The sequence below is a fragment of the Columbia Basin potato purple top phytoplasma genome (genome assembly GCF_028595955.1).
GTDB lineage: Bacteria > Bacillota_I > Bacilli_A > Acholeplasmatales > Acholeplasmataceae > Phytoplasma.
In genome coordinates this window covers 1-16710 of record NZ_JANHJP010000006.1, presented here as the reverse complement: position 1 = coordinate 16710, position 16710 = coordinate 1, and the positions used below count along the sequence as shown (strand labels likewise).

The 16710-nt window shown below is 21.8% G+C and carries 14 protein-coding genes; all 14 read left to right on the top strand.

Annotation, left to right across the window (positions count from 1 at the left end; translation table 11 throughout):
• The first annotated feature begins 2 nt into the window (after positions 1–2).
• Positions 3–743 carry a tRNA (guanosine(37)-N1)-methyltransferase TrmD gene (gene trmD, locus M8044_RS01790; RefSeq protein WP_273585356.1) on the top strand — a complete coding sequence of 247 codons (741 nt, stop codon included), beginning with the start codon at positions 3–5 and terminating at the stop codon, positions 741–743.
• Positions 744–747: 4 nt separating this feature from the next.
• On the top strand, positions 748–1101 hold the full coding sequence (gene rplS, locus M8044_RS01785) for a 50S ribosomal protein L19 (protein ID WP_273585355.1): 354 nt from the start codon (positions 748–750) through the stop codon (positions 1099–1101).
• 71 nt (positions 1102–1172) lie between these two features.
• Entirely contained in the window at positions 1173–2447 is a 1275-nt protein-coding gene (tyrS, locus tag M8044_RS01780; RefSeq protein ID WP_273585354.1) for a tyrosine--tRNA ligase, read from the top strand.
• Between the two features lie 73 nt (positions 2448–2520).
• On the top strand, positions 2521–2979 hold the full coding sequence (gene sufU / locus M8044_RS01775; protein ID WP_273585353.1) for a Fe-S cluster assembly sulfur transfer protein SufU: 459 nt from the start codon (positions 2521–2523) through the stop codon (positions 2977–2979).
• A 118-nt stretch (positions 2980–3097) separates the two neighbouring features.
• The gene (locus M8044_RS01770; RefSeq protein WP_273585352.1) at positions 3098–3796 is read left to right on the top strand and encodes an ATP-binding cassette domain-containing protein; all 699 of its coding nucleotides are present in this window, start codon (positions 3098–3100) and stop codon (positions 3794–3796) included.
• A gap of 94 nt (positions 3797–3890) precedes the next feature.
• Positions 3891–4904, top strand: coding sequence for a MetQ/NlpA family ABC transporter substrate-binding protein (locus M8044_RS01765; protein WP_273585351.1), 1014 nt, complete (start codon positions 3891–3893; stop codon positions 4902–4904).
• 33 nt (positions 4905–4937) lie between these two features.
• Positions 4938–5669: an ABC transporter permease subunit gene (locus M8044_RS01760; RefSeq protein WP_273585350.1), complete on the top strand. Its 732-nt coding sequence runs from the start codon at positions 4938–4940 to the stop codon at positions 5667–5669.
• A 591-nt stretch (positions 5670–6260) separates the two neighbouring features.
• Positions 6261–7640 carry a Wadjet anti-phage system protein JetA family protein gene (locus M8044_RS01755; protein WP_273585349.1) on the top strand — a complete coding sequence of 460 codons (1380 nt, stop codon included), beginning with the start codon at positions 6261–6263 and terminating at the stop codon, positions 7638–7640.
• Positions 7641–7760: 120 nt separating this feature from the next.
• Positions 7761–8531: a hypothetical protein gene (locus M8044_RS01750; RefSeq protein ID WP_273585348.1), complete on the top strand. Its 771-nt coding sequence runs from the start codon at positions 7761–7763 to the stop codon at positions 8529–8531.
• A gap of 302 nt (positions 8532–8833) precedes the next feature.
• Complete coding sequence (gene yihA / locus M8044_RS01745; protein WP_273585347.1) at positions 8834–9418, top strand: ribosome biogenesis GTP-binding protein YihA/YsxC; 585 nt, start codon at positions 8834–8836, stop codon at positions 9416–9418.
• A 136-nt stretch (positions 9419–9554) separates the two neighbouring features.
• On the top strand, positions 9555–12128 hold the full coding sequence (locus M8044_RS01740; protein WP_273585346.1) for a valine--tRNA ligase: 2574 nt from the start codon (positions 9555–9557) through the stop codon (positions 12126–12128).
• Between the two features lie 26 nt (positions 12129–12154).
• A complete protein-coding gene (locus M8044_RS01735; protein ID WP_273585345.1) occupies positions 12155–12943 on the top strand; it encodes an alpha/beta fold hydrolase in 789 nt (262 codons plus the stop codon).
• A gap of 148 nt (positions 12944–13091) precedes the next feature.
• Positions 13092–15923, top strand: coding sequence for a cation-translocating P-type ATPase (locus M8044_RS01730; protein ID WP_273585344.1), 2832 nt, complete (start codon positions 13092–13094; stop codon positions 15921–15923).
• Positions 15924–16009: 86 nt separating this feature from the next.
• Positions 16010–16582, top strand: a complete 573-nt coding sequence (pth, locus tag M8044_RS01725) for an aminoacyl-tRNA hydrolase (RefSeq protein ID WP_273585343.1) — start codon at positions 16010–16012, stop codon at positions 16580–16582.
• Positions 16583–16710: the final 128 nt, after the last annotated feature.

The following is a 16710-nucleotide window of genomic DNA, read 5'->3' as shown; positions in this document are numbered from 1 at the left end:
TAATGAAATTTGATATTGTTACTATTTTCCCAAAATTTTTCGATAGTTTTTTGAATAATTCTATTATAAAAAGAGCTCAAGAAAAAAAACAAGTTCATATTAATATTTATGATTTGAGGGATTATAGTCAAAATAAGCATCGTCAAATTGATGATACTCCCTATGGCGGAGATAACGGTATGTTATTGTCTTTTCCTCCTTTTTATGAATGTTTACGACAAATAGAGAAAAACGAGCAAACAAAAATTATTTTATTATCTCCCCAAGGTAATTTGTTAAATCAACAAAAAGCTATAAAATATTCACAAAATTATTCTCATTTTATAATTTTGTGCGGCAATTATGAAGGGGTAGATGAAAGAGTTTTGAATTATATTGATGAAGAGATATCGATAGGAGATTATGTTTTAACTGGAGGAGAATTTGGCGCAATTATTTTAATGAACGTTTTGATAAGAATTTTACCCGGAGTTATTAAAAAAGAGTCTTATCTCCAAGATTCCCATCAAAAAGGCTTATTGAAATATCCTCAATATACTAAACCTCGAGAGTATCAAAATCATAAAGTTCCTGAAATTCTTTTATCTGGTAATCATGCCAAAATTGTTCAATGGCGTAAAAAAGAAAGCTTAAAAAATACTTTTTTTAAGAGACCAGACTTATTAGATCAAATAAATTTAGATATAGAATCTCAAAAATTGTTAATAGAGATTAAAAAAGAAAAAAATATAAAGGAAAGATAAAAAAATGAATCTAAAAGGCCAACAATTAATTGATTCAATTAATACACTAAATTTAAGAACTGTTCCTGATTTTAGACCAGGAGATACTGTAAAAGTTTTTGATAAAATTGAAGAAGGCAATAAAACAAGAATTCAAATTTTCGAAGGTATAGTTATTAGACGTAAAGGTAGTTCTATTTCTGAAACTTTTACTGTTAGAAAAGTATATTCAGGAGTAGGCGTAGAGCGTATTTTTCCTGTTCATTCGCCTTGTTATGAAAAAATAGAAATTGTACGTCGTGGCATAGTACGTAGAGCTAAATTATACTATATTAGAAAATTATCAAATAAAGCTATTAAAATTAAAGAAAAAAAATAAAGATTTATTTTGTTTAATTTTAAATTATATTAAAATAAAAGATATTATAAACTAATAAAAGGAGTTTTTTTGTGTTTTTATTTCAAGAATTAAAATGGCGAAATCTAATTAAAGATTTTAGCGATGAAAAACAAATAGAACTACTTTTAAATCAAGACAAGATTAGATTTTATGTAGGTTTTGATTTAACTGCTAATTCTTTAACTATTGGCCATTTAGTTCAAATTATAACTATTTTATTGTTACAAAAAAAAGGACATATACCTTTTATTTTAATAGGTAGAGCTACTTCTTTAATAGGAGATCCGAAAGAAACGGAAGAAAGATGCTTATTAAAGCATGAAGATATACAAAAGAGTTTAATTGAAATAAAATCACAATTCACAAAAATATTTTTAAAAAATAAAGTAACTTTTGTAGACAATTATGATTGGATATCTAAAATTAATCTTATTGATTTTTTAAGAGATTATGGTAAACATTTTAATGTTAATTATATGATTTCTAAAGATAAGATAGCAAAAAGATTAGACAAGGGTATTTCTTATACTGAATTCTCTTATATGATTTTACAAGCTTTAGATTTTTATTATTTATATAAAAACCATAATATTATTTTGCAATTAGGTGGCTCTGATCAATGGGGCAATATTACATCTGGATTAGAATTAATTAGAAAAAAACTCAATATAAAAACAAATAATAAACATGAACAACAAAAACCTTTAGGTATGAGTCTTTCGCTTTTATTAGACAGTAAAGGCTTTAAAATTGGTAAAAGCGAGAAAAATGCTGTTTGGTTAGATGAAAAATCAACAACGCCTTATCAAATTTATCAATTTTTTTTTAATGTTGATGATCATAATGTTATTAATTATTTAAAAATGTTAACTTTACTAGAGGTTGAACAAATTTTAGAGTTAGAAAATCAAGTGAAAATATACCCTCATAAAAGATTAGCTCAACAAGAATTAGCAAAACAAGTTGTTTCTTTTGTTCATGGGCAAGAAAAATTTGAAGAATGTTATAGAGTAAATAATATTTTATTTCGTTCTGAATTAAATAATATTAAAAAAGAAGATTTTATTTTATTAAAAAAAAATTTAGCGACACTAAATGTTAATGAAAAAATTTCTTTAGTTGATGCTTTAGTTCAAATTCAAATAGCTGATTCAAAAAAACAAGCTAAAAGATTAATATTATCTAAGGCTATTAAGATTAATAATAAATCTATTCAAGAAATTGATTATATTTTAACCCCTGATAAATGTTTGTTTTTTAAATATATTTTATTAACAAAAAAAGATAAATTTCATGCTTTAATTATTTTTAGTTTAAATAATTAAATTTTTTTTGCTTTTTTATTTTATTATTGTTTGTTATAAATATTTGAAAGGTGTATTTTTATAATTTAATTTGATGAATAAATTATATCGAGATTTAATAGTTAAACATTATCGTAATCCTTTGAATAAAGGTTTAGTTAAAGATAGTGAATCAATTAATTATCGTGTTATGCAAAAAAAAAATATTTCTTGTGGCGACGAAATTATTTTACAAGTAAAATTTGAGAATCGAAATATTACTGATATTAAATATGAAGTAAGAGGATGTGCTATTTTAATAGCTTCTGCTTCTTTGTTATCTTCGCATTTAAACAAAAATAATTTAATATTAGCTTTTCATAAAATACAAAATTTTTGTAATATGTTAAAAAATAAATTTTTTGATCCAAGTTACTTAGATAAAGAATTACAAAGTTTGAAAGTGATTCAAAATTTTCCTGGTAAATTTATATGCGCTTCTATGCCTTGGACATTATTATTGCAAATGATAAAGAATCAGGCAAAAAACAAAAAAATTTTGATTTCATTTTGAATATTTTTAATTTATATTGAAATTTATAAATTTTAAAATTTAAATTATTTTTTTATTTTAGAGAATGTTTTCATTTAAATTAAATAGAAAAGGTTATCGGAATATTTGTTGTGAGTTTATGTTAAAAATAGTTAATCTTTATAAAAGTTTTGTAATAAATAAAAAAACTATTCCTATTTTAACAAAAATTAATTTAGATATCACAGAAGGTCAAATTTTTGGTTTAGTAGGAGAAACTGGTTCTGGTAAGACCACTTTATTAAAAATAATGAATGGTTTGGAACAACCTGATATAAGAAAAGATACTAAGATTGTCAAAAAATTTGATTATCAATCCAGCGGTATTATTTGGCAAAATTTTAATCTTTTATCTAATTTAAATGTTTTCGATAATATTGCTTTGCCTTTAAAAATTAGGAATTATAATCCTGAAAATATTCAGCATAGAGTTTTAGAAGTTATAAATTTTGTAGGATTGTCAGATTTTATTTATTCATATCCTAAACAACTTTCTGGGGGCCAAAAACAAAGAGTGGCTATTGCTAGAACTTTAGTTTATAAACCTAAAATTATTTTTTGCGATGAACCTACTTCATCTTTAGATGAAAAAATAGGCAAAAGTATTCTTCAATTATTTCATCAAATAAATCAAATAAAAAAAACAACTATCGTTATTATTTCGCATGATAGTTCGGTTATAAAAACTTTATGCCATTCAGTTGCTATTTTGAATAAGGGCGAAATAGAAGAAATTATTGATTTAAAACCTTCTTGTGATTTTAGATCATTATCTTATCGAGAAATATTTACAAAATAAATAAAATTATAATTTTTGTAATTATTTTATTAAATTTAAATTTTTATATTATAAAACATAATAAAATATTATTAGATGGGTTACCGAAAAATTGATGTTTTGGGATAAAATCAAAAGAAAAAAATTATTTATTTCTTTTTTAATTTTATTTTGTTTCACAGTTATTTGTGGTTTGTTTTATTTTGGTAAAACAAAATCAAATACTTTTAAAATAGCTACTGCTCTACCTAGTATAAAAGATTTTTTAAATAGTCCTACAATTAAAGGAGAATTGAAAAAACAAGGTTATGATGTAGAAATTATTTCTTTATCAGATTTTGCTCAACATAATAGATTATTGAAAAATGATGAAGTAATAGCTACATTAGATTCACATTTGCCTTATGTTTATTTTTTAAATCAAAATGATTCACCTTTTCAATTTGTTGTTGTGCAACCTGTTTATTGGGCCAATATAGGTTTATATAATGTTAAACAAGAAAGATCAAATAGATATAAAATACGTGATTCCGAGGAGTTAGGTTCAGTTATTAAAGAAATTAAAAATGATCGACAAAAAAAACCTATAAGGATTTTAATTTGTAATGAGCCTCATCAAATGAATATCAGTTTACGTTTTTTAGAAAAACTTAAAATTATAAAAAGAAAATCTCATCATGAAGATAAAGATACAAATATTAAAGATAAAAATTTTCAGTTAAATGAGGATGATTTCGACACTTTACCTGTTATTCAAATATGCAAGTCAACGGACCAAAGCCCAAAGGCTTTATCTGCTATGGTGCTTGAATTTAAAGATCAAAAAAATAATATTGATGATGAGTATGATTTATTTATTAATTATCCTGCAATTGCTGGAGTTCAAACAGGACAAGTAGATGTTATTGAAACATTAAAAAAACCTGAAAAGGATGATTATAATATAGCTTATACGATTTCATTAATAACAAAAAAAGAAAATGAAAAAAATGACTTTATAATAAAATTAAAAGAGATTTTAAACAAAGAAGAGTCAATTAAAGAATTACAAAGTAAAATAACAGGTTCAGTAATCCCGAAAGATGAAAAAGAAGCAATAGCTAATTTTATTAATTCTAAATTTTCTTAATGCTGATAATGTGGGCGGAGGAAATATTATTGTATGAAAAATTTTTTTTCTTATTTTGATCGCATTTGGAATGTTTTAAAATATTCTCCATCTAACAGAAATTATTTATTATTGCAAGGTTTTATTGAAACTGTAAAGTTAACTTTTTTATCTTGTTTTATTTCTAGTGTTTTAGGTTTTTTATTAGCTGTGTATTTATATTTATTAAAACTCCAAAAAAACAATAAACTTTATTTTCTTATAAATTTTTTTATTAATATTATTCTGTCTACTCCATATTTGATGTTAATCATTTTAATAATTAATCATTTCTTAGGTCCTTATTTTAGATGTTATTATGGTTTTAAAGCGGCTTTCTTTTGTTTAAGTTTTATTTTAATTTTTGTGTTTGCTCGTAATTGTGAACATATATTTTTGCAAATTAACACTGAACTTTATCAAACAGCTTATACTTTAGGAGCTAATAAAAAACAATTTATTCAATATTTTTTATTAACGGAAGCTAGAGTTTTTATAGTTGTAAAATTAATTTCTCTTTTTATATCTTCGTTAGCTTATTCCAGTGTTTTACATATTGTTGGTCAAGGCGGTTTAAGCAATATAATTTATATATATGGTTGGAATAATTCTAATATTAATTTTAAAAAATCAGGTTTCGAAGAAATAGATTTAATTTTAGTATCTATTATAATCATATTTTTACTAGTTCAGATAGTAAATTTAATTGGTAATTTTATTATCCGTAAATTAGATAAAACGAGATAAAATAACAACATTTTATCTCGTTTTATCAATTTATAAATATTTTGAATTAAAATTCATTAAATTTTATCAATTGTATGTTTTTTTGTATTGTTTTACATTTGTATTTGATAGTTAAAAATTATAAATCAAAAGAATAAAAAATAAAAAGCAAATTAATTATATAAATACTTTTTAAAAATCAAATTCTTTTGAATTATATTTTTTAACTATAAAATATAAAATTAACAAATTATTTTGATAACTTAACATTAAGAAAAATAATATAAATATTTTTAAATAATTTTAAAAATAAAAATAAATTAGACTGTTATAAAAAAATTCAATTATCTATTTTTATAACTTAATCCTATTATAATAATTTATTTGATCATTTAAGAATTCATTTTTAGTTTTTTAATTAATTTTTACTTAAAAAACTAAAAATTATTTTAATTTCAATTTTATATATTTTAATATAATTTATTTATAATTAAAATAAATTATTTTTTATTAATTATGTTTTTTTCATTAAATTATTATTTATTTTTATATTCAAATTTTTATATATTTTGCCAAAGATAAAGAAATTATACTGAAGGACTAATAAATTATATGTCTTCTTATTTATTTAAAATTATCCCTTCTAATTTTTTTCAATTATTATCTTCTGTTAATAAAGATATTTATATTGACTGTCTTTTAATTTTAGAAAAATTAGTTGATGAAGATGATGATTTTAATATTAAAAAAAATATAGCTTTAAATAGTTTAGAAAAATATTTTGTAGAAAAAAATCGGATTTTATTTCAAGAAGAAATAAATAAACAAGATTTTGTTATTGATAATCGTCAAAAAGCTTCTCAAGTCCTGACTTCTTTATATAAACATGGTTGGATAGGTGAAGAAAAAATTAGCTATAATATCACTAATATTCATTTTTTCGATTATAGTTTAGAAATGATTTATTTTTTTCAAAAAAATATTTATCAAGCGAAACCAGAGTCTATTGGAAATATTTATAGTGTTTATTCTCTTTTAAAATCTTTTCTAGTAGAAAAAAATTATACTTCTTTTCAAGAATCTCTTTTAAAAACTAAAAGTCTTTTAGTAAAATTAAAAATTTTAAAAACTAGTATTTTTCGTTTTTATAATCAATTAATTAATCTTAATTTTAATTATAATTTACAAAATGTTTTAGAGCAATTGTTGTTGGATTATAAGAAAAATTTTTTTGATTCTTCTTATTTTATTTTAAAAACAACTGATAATTTTTTGAAATATTGTATTCAAATTAATTTGTTTCTTAAAGAAATAGAAACTAATCCTATTTATTTTCAAGAAATGAATAATCAATTAAAAAAAATTAATAAAAATTCTCCACAAATGAATATTAATTTGATTAAGAAGCAAATTCAAGAAATTAAAACAAATTTAATATCAACTGATAAATTAATTAATATTATAGATCAAAAAAATGAACAATATTTAGAAACTGCTTGTACTAAAATTTTATTTTTTGATAATCAAAAAAAAAATACTGAAAATCTTTTAAACTATTTGATTAAATTGATTTTAAATCAAAAAATAGATGCTTCATCTTTTATTAATTTATGGAACATTAAAAATTTGGATGATTTATCTTTTTATAAACCAAGAGTAAAGAGACTAGAAATGATGACTTCTATGTTAGATGTGATTCCTGAAGATATAGAATTAAATCTGAAAGACAAGAAAAAATCTATTTTAGAAAAAAAAGATTTTTTAACTCATAAGAATATTAATTTATTTGTGAAAAAGTATTTAAATCAAAAACAAACTTTGAAAGCATCAGAAATCATTTTAAAAACAAATCATGATATAGCTCGACTTATTTTAATTTATATTTATGCTAGATCAAATACTTATGATAATGTATATCAAATCAAAAAGTTAAATGTAAAAGTTAATTCTTATAATTTTTCTTTTTTTGATTTTTTAATTTTTAAAAAATAAAATTAATTTTTATTTCTAAAATTAATAATTTTAATATATACTTATGATTGGTTTTAGAAAGAAAAATAATATTATATTTTATGTTTTCATTATAAAAAAAGATTAGAAAGAAATATTTGGATGTATTTTCAGAGGAAAAAGATTAATAAATATTTTTTAATTTTTTTTATATTTTGTTTTTGTTTTAATTATAATATTTCTAAAATATATGGTATTGGTTGTTGGCCCGATTGTTTGTCTTTTTGCTTTCAAAAAAAAGAGGATTTACCAAATTTTACACAAAAAGAAGAAAATATTTGTAGTGATAAACTTGTTTCTAAATATAATGATAGTCAAAATAATAAAAAAGTAGTTATTTATAATTATGATTATCATTTGAATCTTATAGAAAAAGAAGATATAGAGAAAAATAAATTTTATAGATATAAATATAATGAAAAAAACCAAATTATTTTTAGATTTATTTCAAATGAAAGAATTATTGTTGATCAATATGATAATTTTGATATATATGAATATAATGATCGAAATCAAATCATTAATATAAGAAATAAGGAAGGCAAAATTAAATTTCAATATAAATATAATGATAAAGGTCAAAAGATTCAAAAAATTAAATTTGTATCATGTGAATGTGGTGGCCTTTGCATTCAAAGAAAAATTTTTAATTATAAATACAATGATTTAGGACAAAGAATTCAAAAAATTTATTATGCTGATATTTGTTATAAACCAAATGCATGTTTTAAATCGTATAATACGAAAAAAAAGAATTTTGTTTTATTCACTTATAAATATAATGATAAAGGACAAAGAATTCAAAAAACAAATCATCAAAATTATAATATTTATTCATATAAATATTATAATTTTTATTCAATGATTTATTAGTTATTCATTGCTTTGAATTACTTAAAATGGTATAAATTATAAATTTAAAATTGAATTGTTGATTGTTATGCACAAATTAGCAATTCAATTTTTTTATATATTAGGTTAAAATATTATTTTTATTTATATTTTCCTAAGGATATGAATCATGAAAATTTTTATTTTTAATATAAAATCGAAATTTATTCAGTTATAATAACTGTTATAATGTTATATAATTATTGATATTGAATAAAATTAAATTATTTTGATTATAAATTGTTTTGATATTAAATAATTTATTAAGCTAGGTAAATATAATAATGAATATAAAATCTATTTTTAAAAAAAGCATTACTGATTTAAAGCATCGTCCATCCCCTTTATTACCAGAAATTTTTTTGATTGGAAGAAGTAATGTTGGCAAGAGTTCTTTTATTAATTTTTTATTGAATAAGAAAAAAATAGCTTTAGTTTCAAAAACACCAGGCAAAACACTTACTTTAAATTATTTTTTATTGAATGATTCTTTTTATTTGGTAGATTCTCCTGGTTACGGTTATATGAAAAAAAGTTTCCAAATTAAAGAAAATGTTATCCAAATGATGAACAAATTTTTGCAAAATAATTTAAATATTAAAATAATTTTTCATTTTATAGATTTTAAAGTAGGCCCAACTTCTTTAGATTTAGAAATATATCAAATATTAAGACAATATAATTTTAATCCTATTTTAATTTTGAATAAAAAAGATAAAGTTTTAATTAATAAAATAAAAAATAGATTAGAACAAATAAAAAAAATTTTTGATAAATTATGTTATAAAGAAATACCAATGTATTTACTTTCTTGTAAGTCCCGAGAAGGATTAGATAATATTATGGATTTAATTTATGCTAAAATATAATAAGTATAAATTGTGTTTTTTTTGTATTTAGGCATAATTATAATTGATTTTTTTGTATTTGTATTTGGATTTTTTTATATAAAAAGAAATTGTATTATTGTGAATAACACATATTTAGGATGAACAAAATATATTTATGAAATCAAAATATTCTTTTCAATTGGTAGAAAAAAAAAGATATCAAACTTGGTTAGATAAAAATTATTTTCAAACTATAAATGATTTAAATAAAAAAACTTTTACTATTGTGATACCGCCTCCTAATATTACAGGTAAATTACATTTAGGACATGCATGGAACAATGTTTTACAAGACATTTTAGTTCGACACAAGAAAATGTTAGGTTATGATATTCTTTTTTTACCTGGAATGGATCACGCGGGTATAGCTACTCAAAATAAAATTAAACAAAAGTTAAGAGAAGAAGGCTTTACAGATCAGACATTGAATAAAGATATTTTTTTGAAACATGCAACTTTATGGCGAGAAGATTATTCTAAAATGATTCGTGAGCAATGGGCTTCTCTAGGTTTATTTTTAGATTATAAATATGAAAAATTTACTTTAGATCCTTCTTTAACTGAAACAGTAGAAAAAGTTTTTATTAAATTATATGAGGATAAATTAATTTATCGCGATTATAAAATCATTAATTGGGACCCTTTTATTAAAACAACTTTATCTAATATAGAAGTGAATTATAAAGATGTCAAAGGGAAACTTTTTTATTTAAAATATTTTTTATCTCATGATTCTAATTTATTTTTAGAAGTCGCTACCACAAGACCTGAAACTATTTTTGCTGACCAAGCTTTAGCCGTTAATCCTAAAGATTGGAGATATCAACATTTGATTGGTAAAAAAGTTTTTGTACCATTCACTAATTCTTGTATTCCTATTATTAGTGATAATTCTGTTGATATTAATTTTGGAACTGGAGTAGTAAAAATAACTCCTGCACATAGTGAGATTGATTTTCAAATAGGTAAAAAAAATAATTTAAAATTGATTTTATGTATCAATGAAAATGGTACCATGAATGAAAAAGCTCAAAAATATCAAAATTTGAGTATTTTAGATTGTCGTCGATTATTAATAGATGATTTAACAAAATTAAATTTAGTTTCTATGATAGAAGATTATAATCATAGTGTAGGTTTTTCAAGTATTTCAGGATCTATTATAGAACCGAGATTATCTTTGCAATGGTTTATTAAAATGAAAGATTTATCTGCTTTTGTATTAAAAAAACATAAAATTAATTTTTTTCCTCAAAGATTTTTGAAAATTTTTAATAATTGGTTAGACAATGTTGAAGATTGGTGCATTTCTAGACAATTATGGTGGGGCCATTTTATTCCTGTTTGGTATAAAGATGACGAAATCAAAGTTCAAAGAGAGAATCCAGGTAATGGTTTTATCCAAGATCCAGATGTCTTAGATACTTGGTTTTCTTCATCTTTATGGCCTCTTAGTACTTTAGGATGGCCTTGGCAAAAAGATTCTTCGTTAAAAAGTCGTTTTCCTGTGGATGTTTTAGTGACTGGTTATGATATTTTAACTTTTTGGGTAACTAAAATGGTAATACAAAGTTTTTATTTAACGAAAAAAAAACCTTTTCAAAATGTTTTATTACATGGTTTAATTAGAGATTCTCAAGGACAAAAAATGTCTAAATCTAAAGGAAACGGTATAGAACCTCGAGATATTATTCAAAAATATGGTATAGATTCTTTGAGGTGGTTTTTAACTACAAGTGTGGCTAATGGTTCTGATTTATGTTATGATGAAACTAAAATCATGAATAGTTGGAATTTTATTAATAAACTTTGGAATATAAGTCGTTTCGCAAAAATAAATCTTCAGATTTTAGATCAAAATTTTCAAGAAGAATTTTTATTATTACCTGAAAAAGCCTTATTATATCAATTTTCTCAATTAATTAAAAAAGTTGATTTGTTATATGAACAATATGACTTTCATATAATAGGAGAGTTGTTGTATCATTTTATTTGGGAAGATTTTGGTAATTGGTTTTTAGAATTTTTGAAAATTTTCTTAAAAGAACAAAAAGAAAAATATTTAAACACTCAAAAAGTTTTATTTTTTGTTTTGAAAAATATTTTAAAATTATTGCATCCTTTCATTCCTTTTGTTACTGATGCTATTTATGAAGAATTAACTTTAGGTAAATCTATTATTCATGGTTCATGGCCTAATATTAATTATTTTAATGAAAAATCTTTAGAAGATTTTCAAAATTTAAAAAATTTAATTGTGAAATTTCGTAATTGGAAACAATCTTATCAAATTAGTAAAAAGAATTTAAAATTATATATTAGCGTTCCTTTTCAGAAAAAAAAAGAATTACAGATTTTTAATTCTATTTTAGTTACTTTTTTTCAAGTAAGCCAAATAGAAGTTAGTGACAATTTGTATTTGAAAGATTATTTTTGTTTATTTTCTGAAAAAGATATATCTATTTTGATAGAACAAAAATTTTGGAATCAAATTAATAATTTAGAAATAAAAAATAATTTAATTAAACAAGAAGAAATTCTTTTAAAAGAAATTCAAAGAAGCGAAAAAATTTTAAACAATAAATCTTTTATTTTAAAAGCTCATCCTGACAAGATTCAAGAAGAAAAAGAAAAATATCAAAAATATTTAAATAAGTTGAATAAATTAAAACAAAATAATACAAAATAAAAAAATTTAAATGAATAAATAAAGTTATGTTTATAAATAAAAATATTAATTTTGCAGTTTGGAAAACTGTGTCAAAACCTAAAGCTAATATCATTTTTAATCATGGATTAGGCGAAAGTAGTCAAGATTATTCTGATTATTTAGGAAGTATTTTTAATAGTGCTGATTATAATATTTTGTTGTATGATGTGAGAGGACATGGAAAAAGTATCGGCAATAAAGGCGATATTTCTAATTTTCATGTTTGGATAGATGATTTAAAAACTATTATTAATTTCGTGAGAAAAAAAAATAATTTAAAAATTTTTTTAATAGGCCATAGTATGGGTGGTATTATTGCTCAGAATTATGTAGTTAAATATGGAGATGTGGATGGCGTTGTTATCAGTTCGGTCCCAGTTTTTATACCTTCTCATTTAAATAAATATTTAAAGTATCCTTTGTATTTGTTTAATTTTAAAAAAAAGAAACTTAATTTTAATTCTTCTAAAATCGTTAATTCATTTGTTAGATATCCTAAGAATCCTTATAGGTTAGAATACGTAACTTCGCGTTTGTTACGTAATTTGTTATTTTTAAGCTTACGTTACCTTCAACAAAAATTATATCTTTATAAAGTACCTGTTTTATTTTTATATGGTTTGGAAGATCAAATAGTATCTTATCGTAATGGTGTTTATTTATTTAATAATGTTTTATCCAAAGATAAGAAAATTAAAATATATAATAAAACTTATCATAATTTATTTCATGATATAGAATCAGAAAAAATTTTGAACAATATAATCGAATGGTTAGATAAAAGAATTTCATAATTTATTTATTTTTTTCTATATTTTTATTTATGATAATTAAATAAAAATTGATTATAATTAAAATATTTATAAAATAAAATTTTTGAAAGAAAGATATTTTTTATATTTTTGAATTTTATTTTTCAAAAAGAGGTAATCAGATAATAATATGAATAATAATAATGCTTTACAAGATATTTTAAAAATAAGTAGTTTGACTTCAGAAGAAGTTTTAAAATATTTCGGTACAAGTCCAAAAGGCTTAAATATTGAAGAAGTAAAAAAAAGACATTTGATTCATGGCTTAAATGTTATGAAATCCAATAAAAATTTAAATGTTATTAAACAATTTATTAAACAATTTACTTCTATGTTTGCCATTTTATTATTAATATCAGGTTTTTTAGCTTTTTCTATTAATGAAACTGCTGTAGGAATTGCTATTGTAACAGTTGTGATTGTTAATGGTTTTTTTTCTTTTTTTCAAGAACGTAAAGCTAGTAAGATTTTATCTTCTTTAGGTGATATGATTTCTAATAAAATTCAAGTTTATCGCGGTGGTGAAGCGAAATTTATTGATACAACAGAATTAACCATTGGTGATGTAATTTTTTTAGATATGGGAACTAATATTCCTGCTGATGCAAGATTAATAGAAACTAATAATTTTTATGTAGATAATTCTATGTTAACCGGCGAAACAATTCATTTAAATAGGACTTGTGACCCTAATATTGATAATATTAAGGTTATTTCTGAGATACCAAATTTAGTATATGCAGGCACAACAGTAGTTCAAGGAAGTGCTAAAGCTGTTATTTATTCTATAGCTAATAATACTCAAATCGGCGAAGTTTCAAATTTAGTACAAAATATTGATAAAGGTTTGAGCACTCTTGAAAAAGAAATTCATAAAGTTATTATAATAATTAGTATAATTGCTTCATCTTTAGCTTTATTCGTTTTTTTAATTTGTTTATGGCGTTTTGGCACTAGTAGTGATTCTTCGACATCTAGTTTTCATATTTTTAAAGCATCTATTACTGTTGCTTTAGGAATGTTGGTTGCTAATATCCCAGAAGGTTTATTACCTACTATTAATTTAAGTTTGGCAATTGGTTCTCAAAGAATGGCGAAACAAAAAGCTTTAATTAAAAAGTTATTTTCTGTGGAAACATTGAATTCTACTACTGTTATTTGCACAGATAAAACAGGTACTTTGACAGAAAATAAAATAACTTGTAATAAAATATTATTTCCTGGTGGGTTTGTTGATATCACAGGTAATGGCTTGAATAAAGAGGGGGAATTTAAAAATTTTGATAAACAAAAAAATGATAAGATTTTAATTAAAATATTTATTGCATCTATACTTTGTTCTGAAGCAAATTTGATTGATGATTCTGTAAACAAAAAAGATTTCCAAATAATAGGTAGCCCTACTGAAGGATCTTTTTTGATTGCTGCTAAAAAATATGGTCTTGATATTCAAAATATTAGAAATAATTTTATTGTAGAAAAAATGATTCCTTTTTCATCTGAAACAAAAAAAATGAGTGTTTTAGTAAAAAATTTATCTCAAGAAAATTATGATCTTAATGAAAGATATGTATTTATTAAAGGTGCGCCTAGTATTTTATTAAAAGATTGTAAGTTTCAGTATAAAAATAAACAAGTAGTTGAATTTACTCAACAAGAAAAAGAATTTTTTATCAAACGTAATGAAGAATTATCTAGTCAAGGTTATCGTTTATTAGCTATCACTTATAAAAAATTAGAACCTAATCAAGAAATATATGAAGAAAAAGATATTGTTTTTTTAGGTTTTATAGTAAATTATGATCCCCCTAAAGTTGAAGTACGTGATGCAATTGATAAATTATATAAAGCTGGTTTAAAAGTTACTGTTATTACTGGTGATTATGGTCCAACAGCTGTAGCAATTGGTAAACAAGTAGGTATTATTAAAGATGAGCAATATTTAAATATAAACGGTTTACAAATGGATAAATTGTCTCAAGATGAATTACAAAATATTTTAAAAATTCCTAAGCCTATCTTGTTTTCTCGTACAACTCCTAAACATAAATTAAGAATTATACAAGCTTATCGTTCTAATGGAGAAGTGGTAGGTGTTATAGGCGATGGAGTTAATGATATTTTAGCCATGAAAGCAGCTCATATTGGTATTGCTATGGGTAAATCTGGTAAAGATGTTGCTCGTAATACAGCTGATATGATTTTATTAGATGATAATTTTTCTACTATTCCAAAAGCACTTTTGGAAGCTCGTGGTATCTACGATAATATTAAAAAATTTATAACTTACGTTTTTAGTTCTAATATTCCTCAAATTTTTCCTGTTATTTTTATGGCCATGTTCGGAATACCGCTTTATTTAACTGTTATGCAAATTTTAGCTATAGATTTAATAACTGATTTAATTCCAGCTATAGCTTTAGGAGCAGAAGAAGCTCAAAGTAGTTTGTTAGACAAAAAACCTATTACTAAAAATGATCGTTTATTAGATAAAAAATTATTGAAAAGGGGTTATGGTTTTTTAGGTTTGATCGAAGGCACTTTAGCTTTAATTTTCTTTTTATGTTATTTTCATTATTCAAGCGGACAAAATATAATTTCTTTTGCTCAAAATTGTAAATTTACAAATTTAATAGATTCTGAACATTTTAAATTAGCTTCTACTATGGCTTTTGGAGCCGTTATCTTTGCTCAAATAGGTAATGTTTTTGCTTGTAGATCCGATAAATTTTATTTTTGGCAAACCTCTAAAACAAAGAATATTCTTTTGTATTTCGGTATTTTATGTGAATTAATTTTATTTATTTTTATTTCGCAAATTCCAGTCTTAAACAAGTTTTTTGGAACAGTTATAATACCATTTCAAAATTATATCGTTTTGTCTTCATGTATTTTTATAATATTATTTTTTGATTTTATTTATAAATTTATTAATAATAAAAAGAAATTACAAAAAAATTAAACTTAAAAAGTTTAATTTTTTTTCTTTCTGTAAAAAATATTACAAAGATTTTTAATTATCAAAAATAAAGGAAAACTTTGAAAATAATGAAACTTATTGTTGGTTTAGGTAATCCAGGTTTAATTTATGATAATACTCCTCATAATATAGGTTTTATGATGATTGATTATTTTTTAGATTATTTGAAAAAAAATGTAAAAATAAAATTTACAAAAGAACCATCAAGTTTAGTTTATAAATGTCAAATAAATGAAAAAGAAATTTTATTATTAAAACCACAAACTTATATGAATTTTTCTGGAGTAGCTATAAAAAATATTATGCAAAAATATAAAATTAATATAGATGATATTTTGGTTTTATACGATGATATTTATTTAAAAGCTGGTTGTTTTAAATTAAAAATTAAAAGTGGTCATAGTGGTCATAATGGTATAAAAAATATTATAGAAGTTTTAAAAACTAATAAATTTAAAAGATTAAAGATAGGTGTAGGTTATGATTCTTTGAAATCTTTAAATGAATATGTTTTGAGTCCTTTTGAATTAATAATTAAAAAGTCAATTTTAGATAAATTCCCTTTATTTGTAGATATATTAATGTATTTTATTAAAGATTTGGCTATAGATCAAATTTTAAATTTTGTAAAAATAAAATAATAATAATTTTTAAAATTATTTTTTTATATGTTATAATAATGTGTTGCTAATTTTAAGAATTAACTTTTTATTTAAATCTTATGATTAAACTTATTTCTTTGAAAACTGAAGATGATATTTTAAACTAT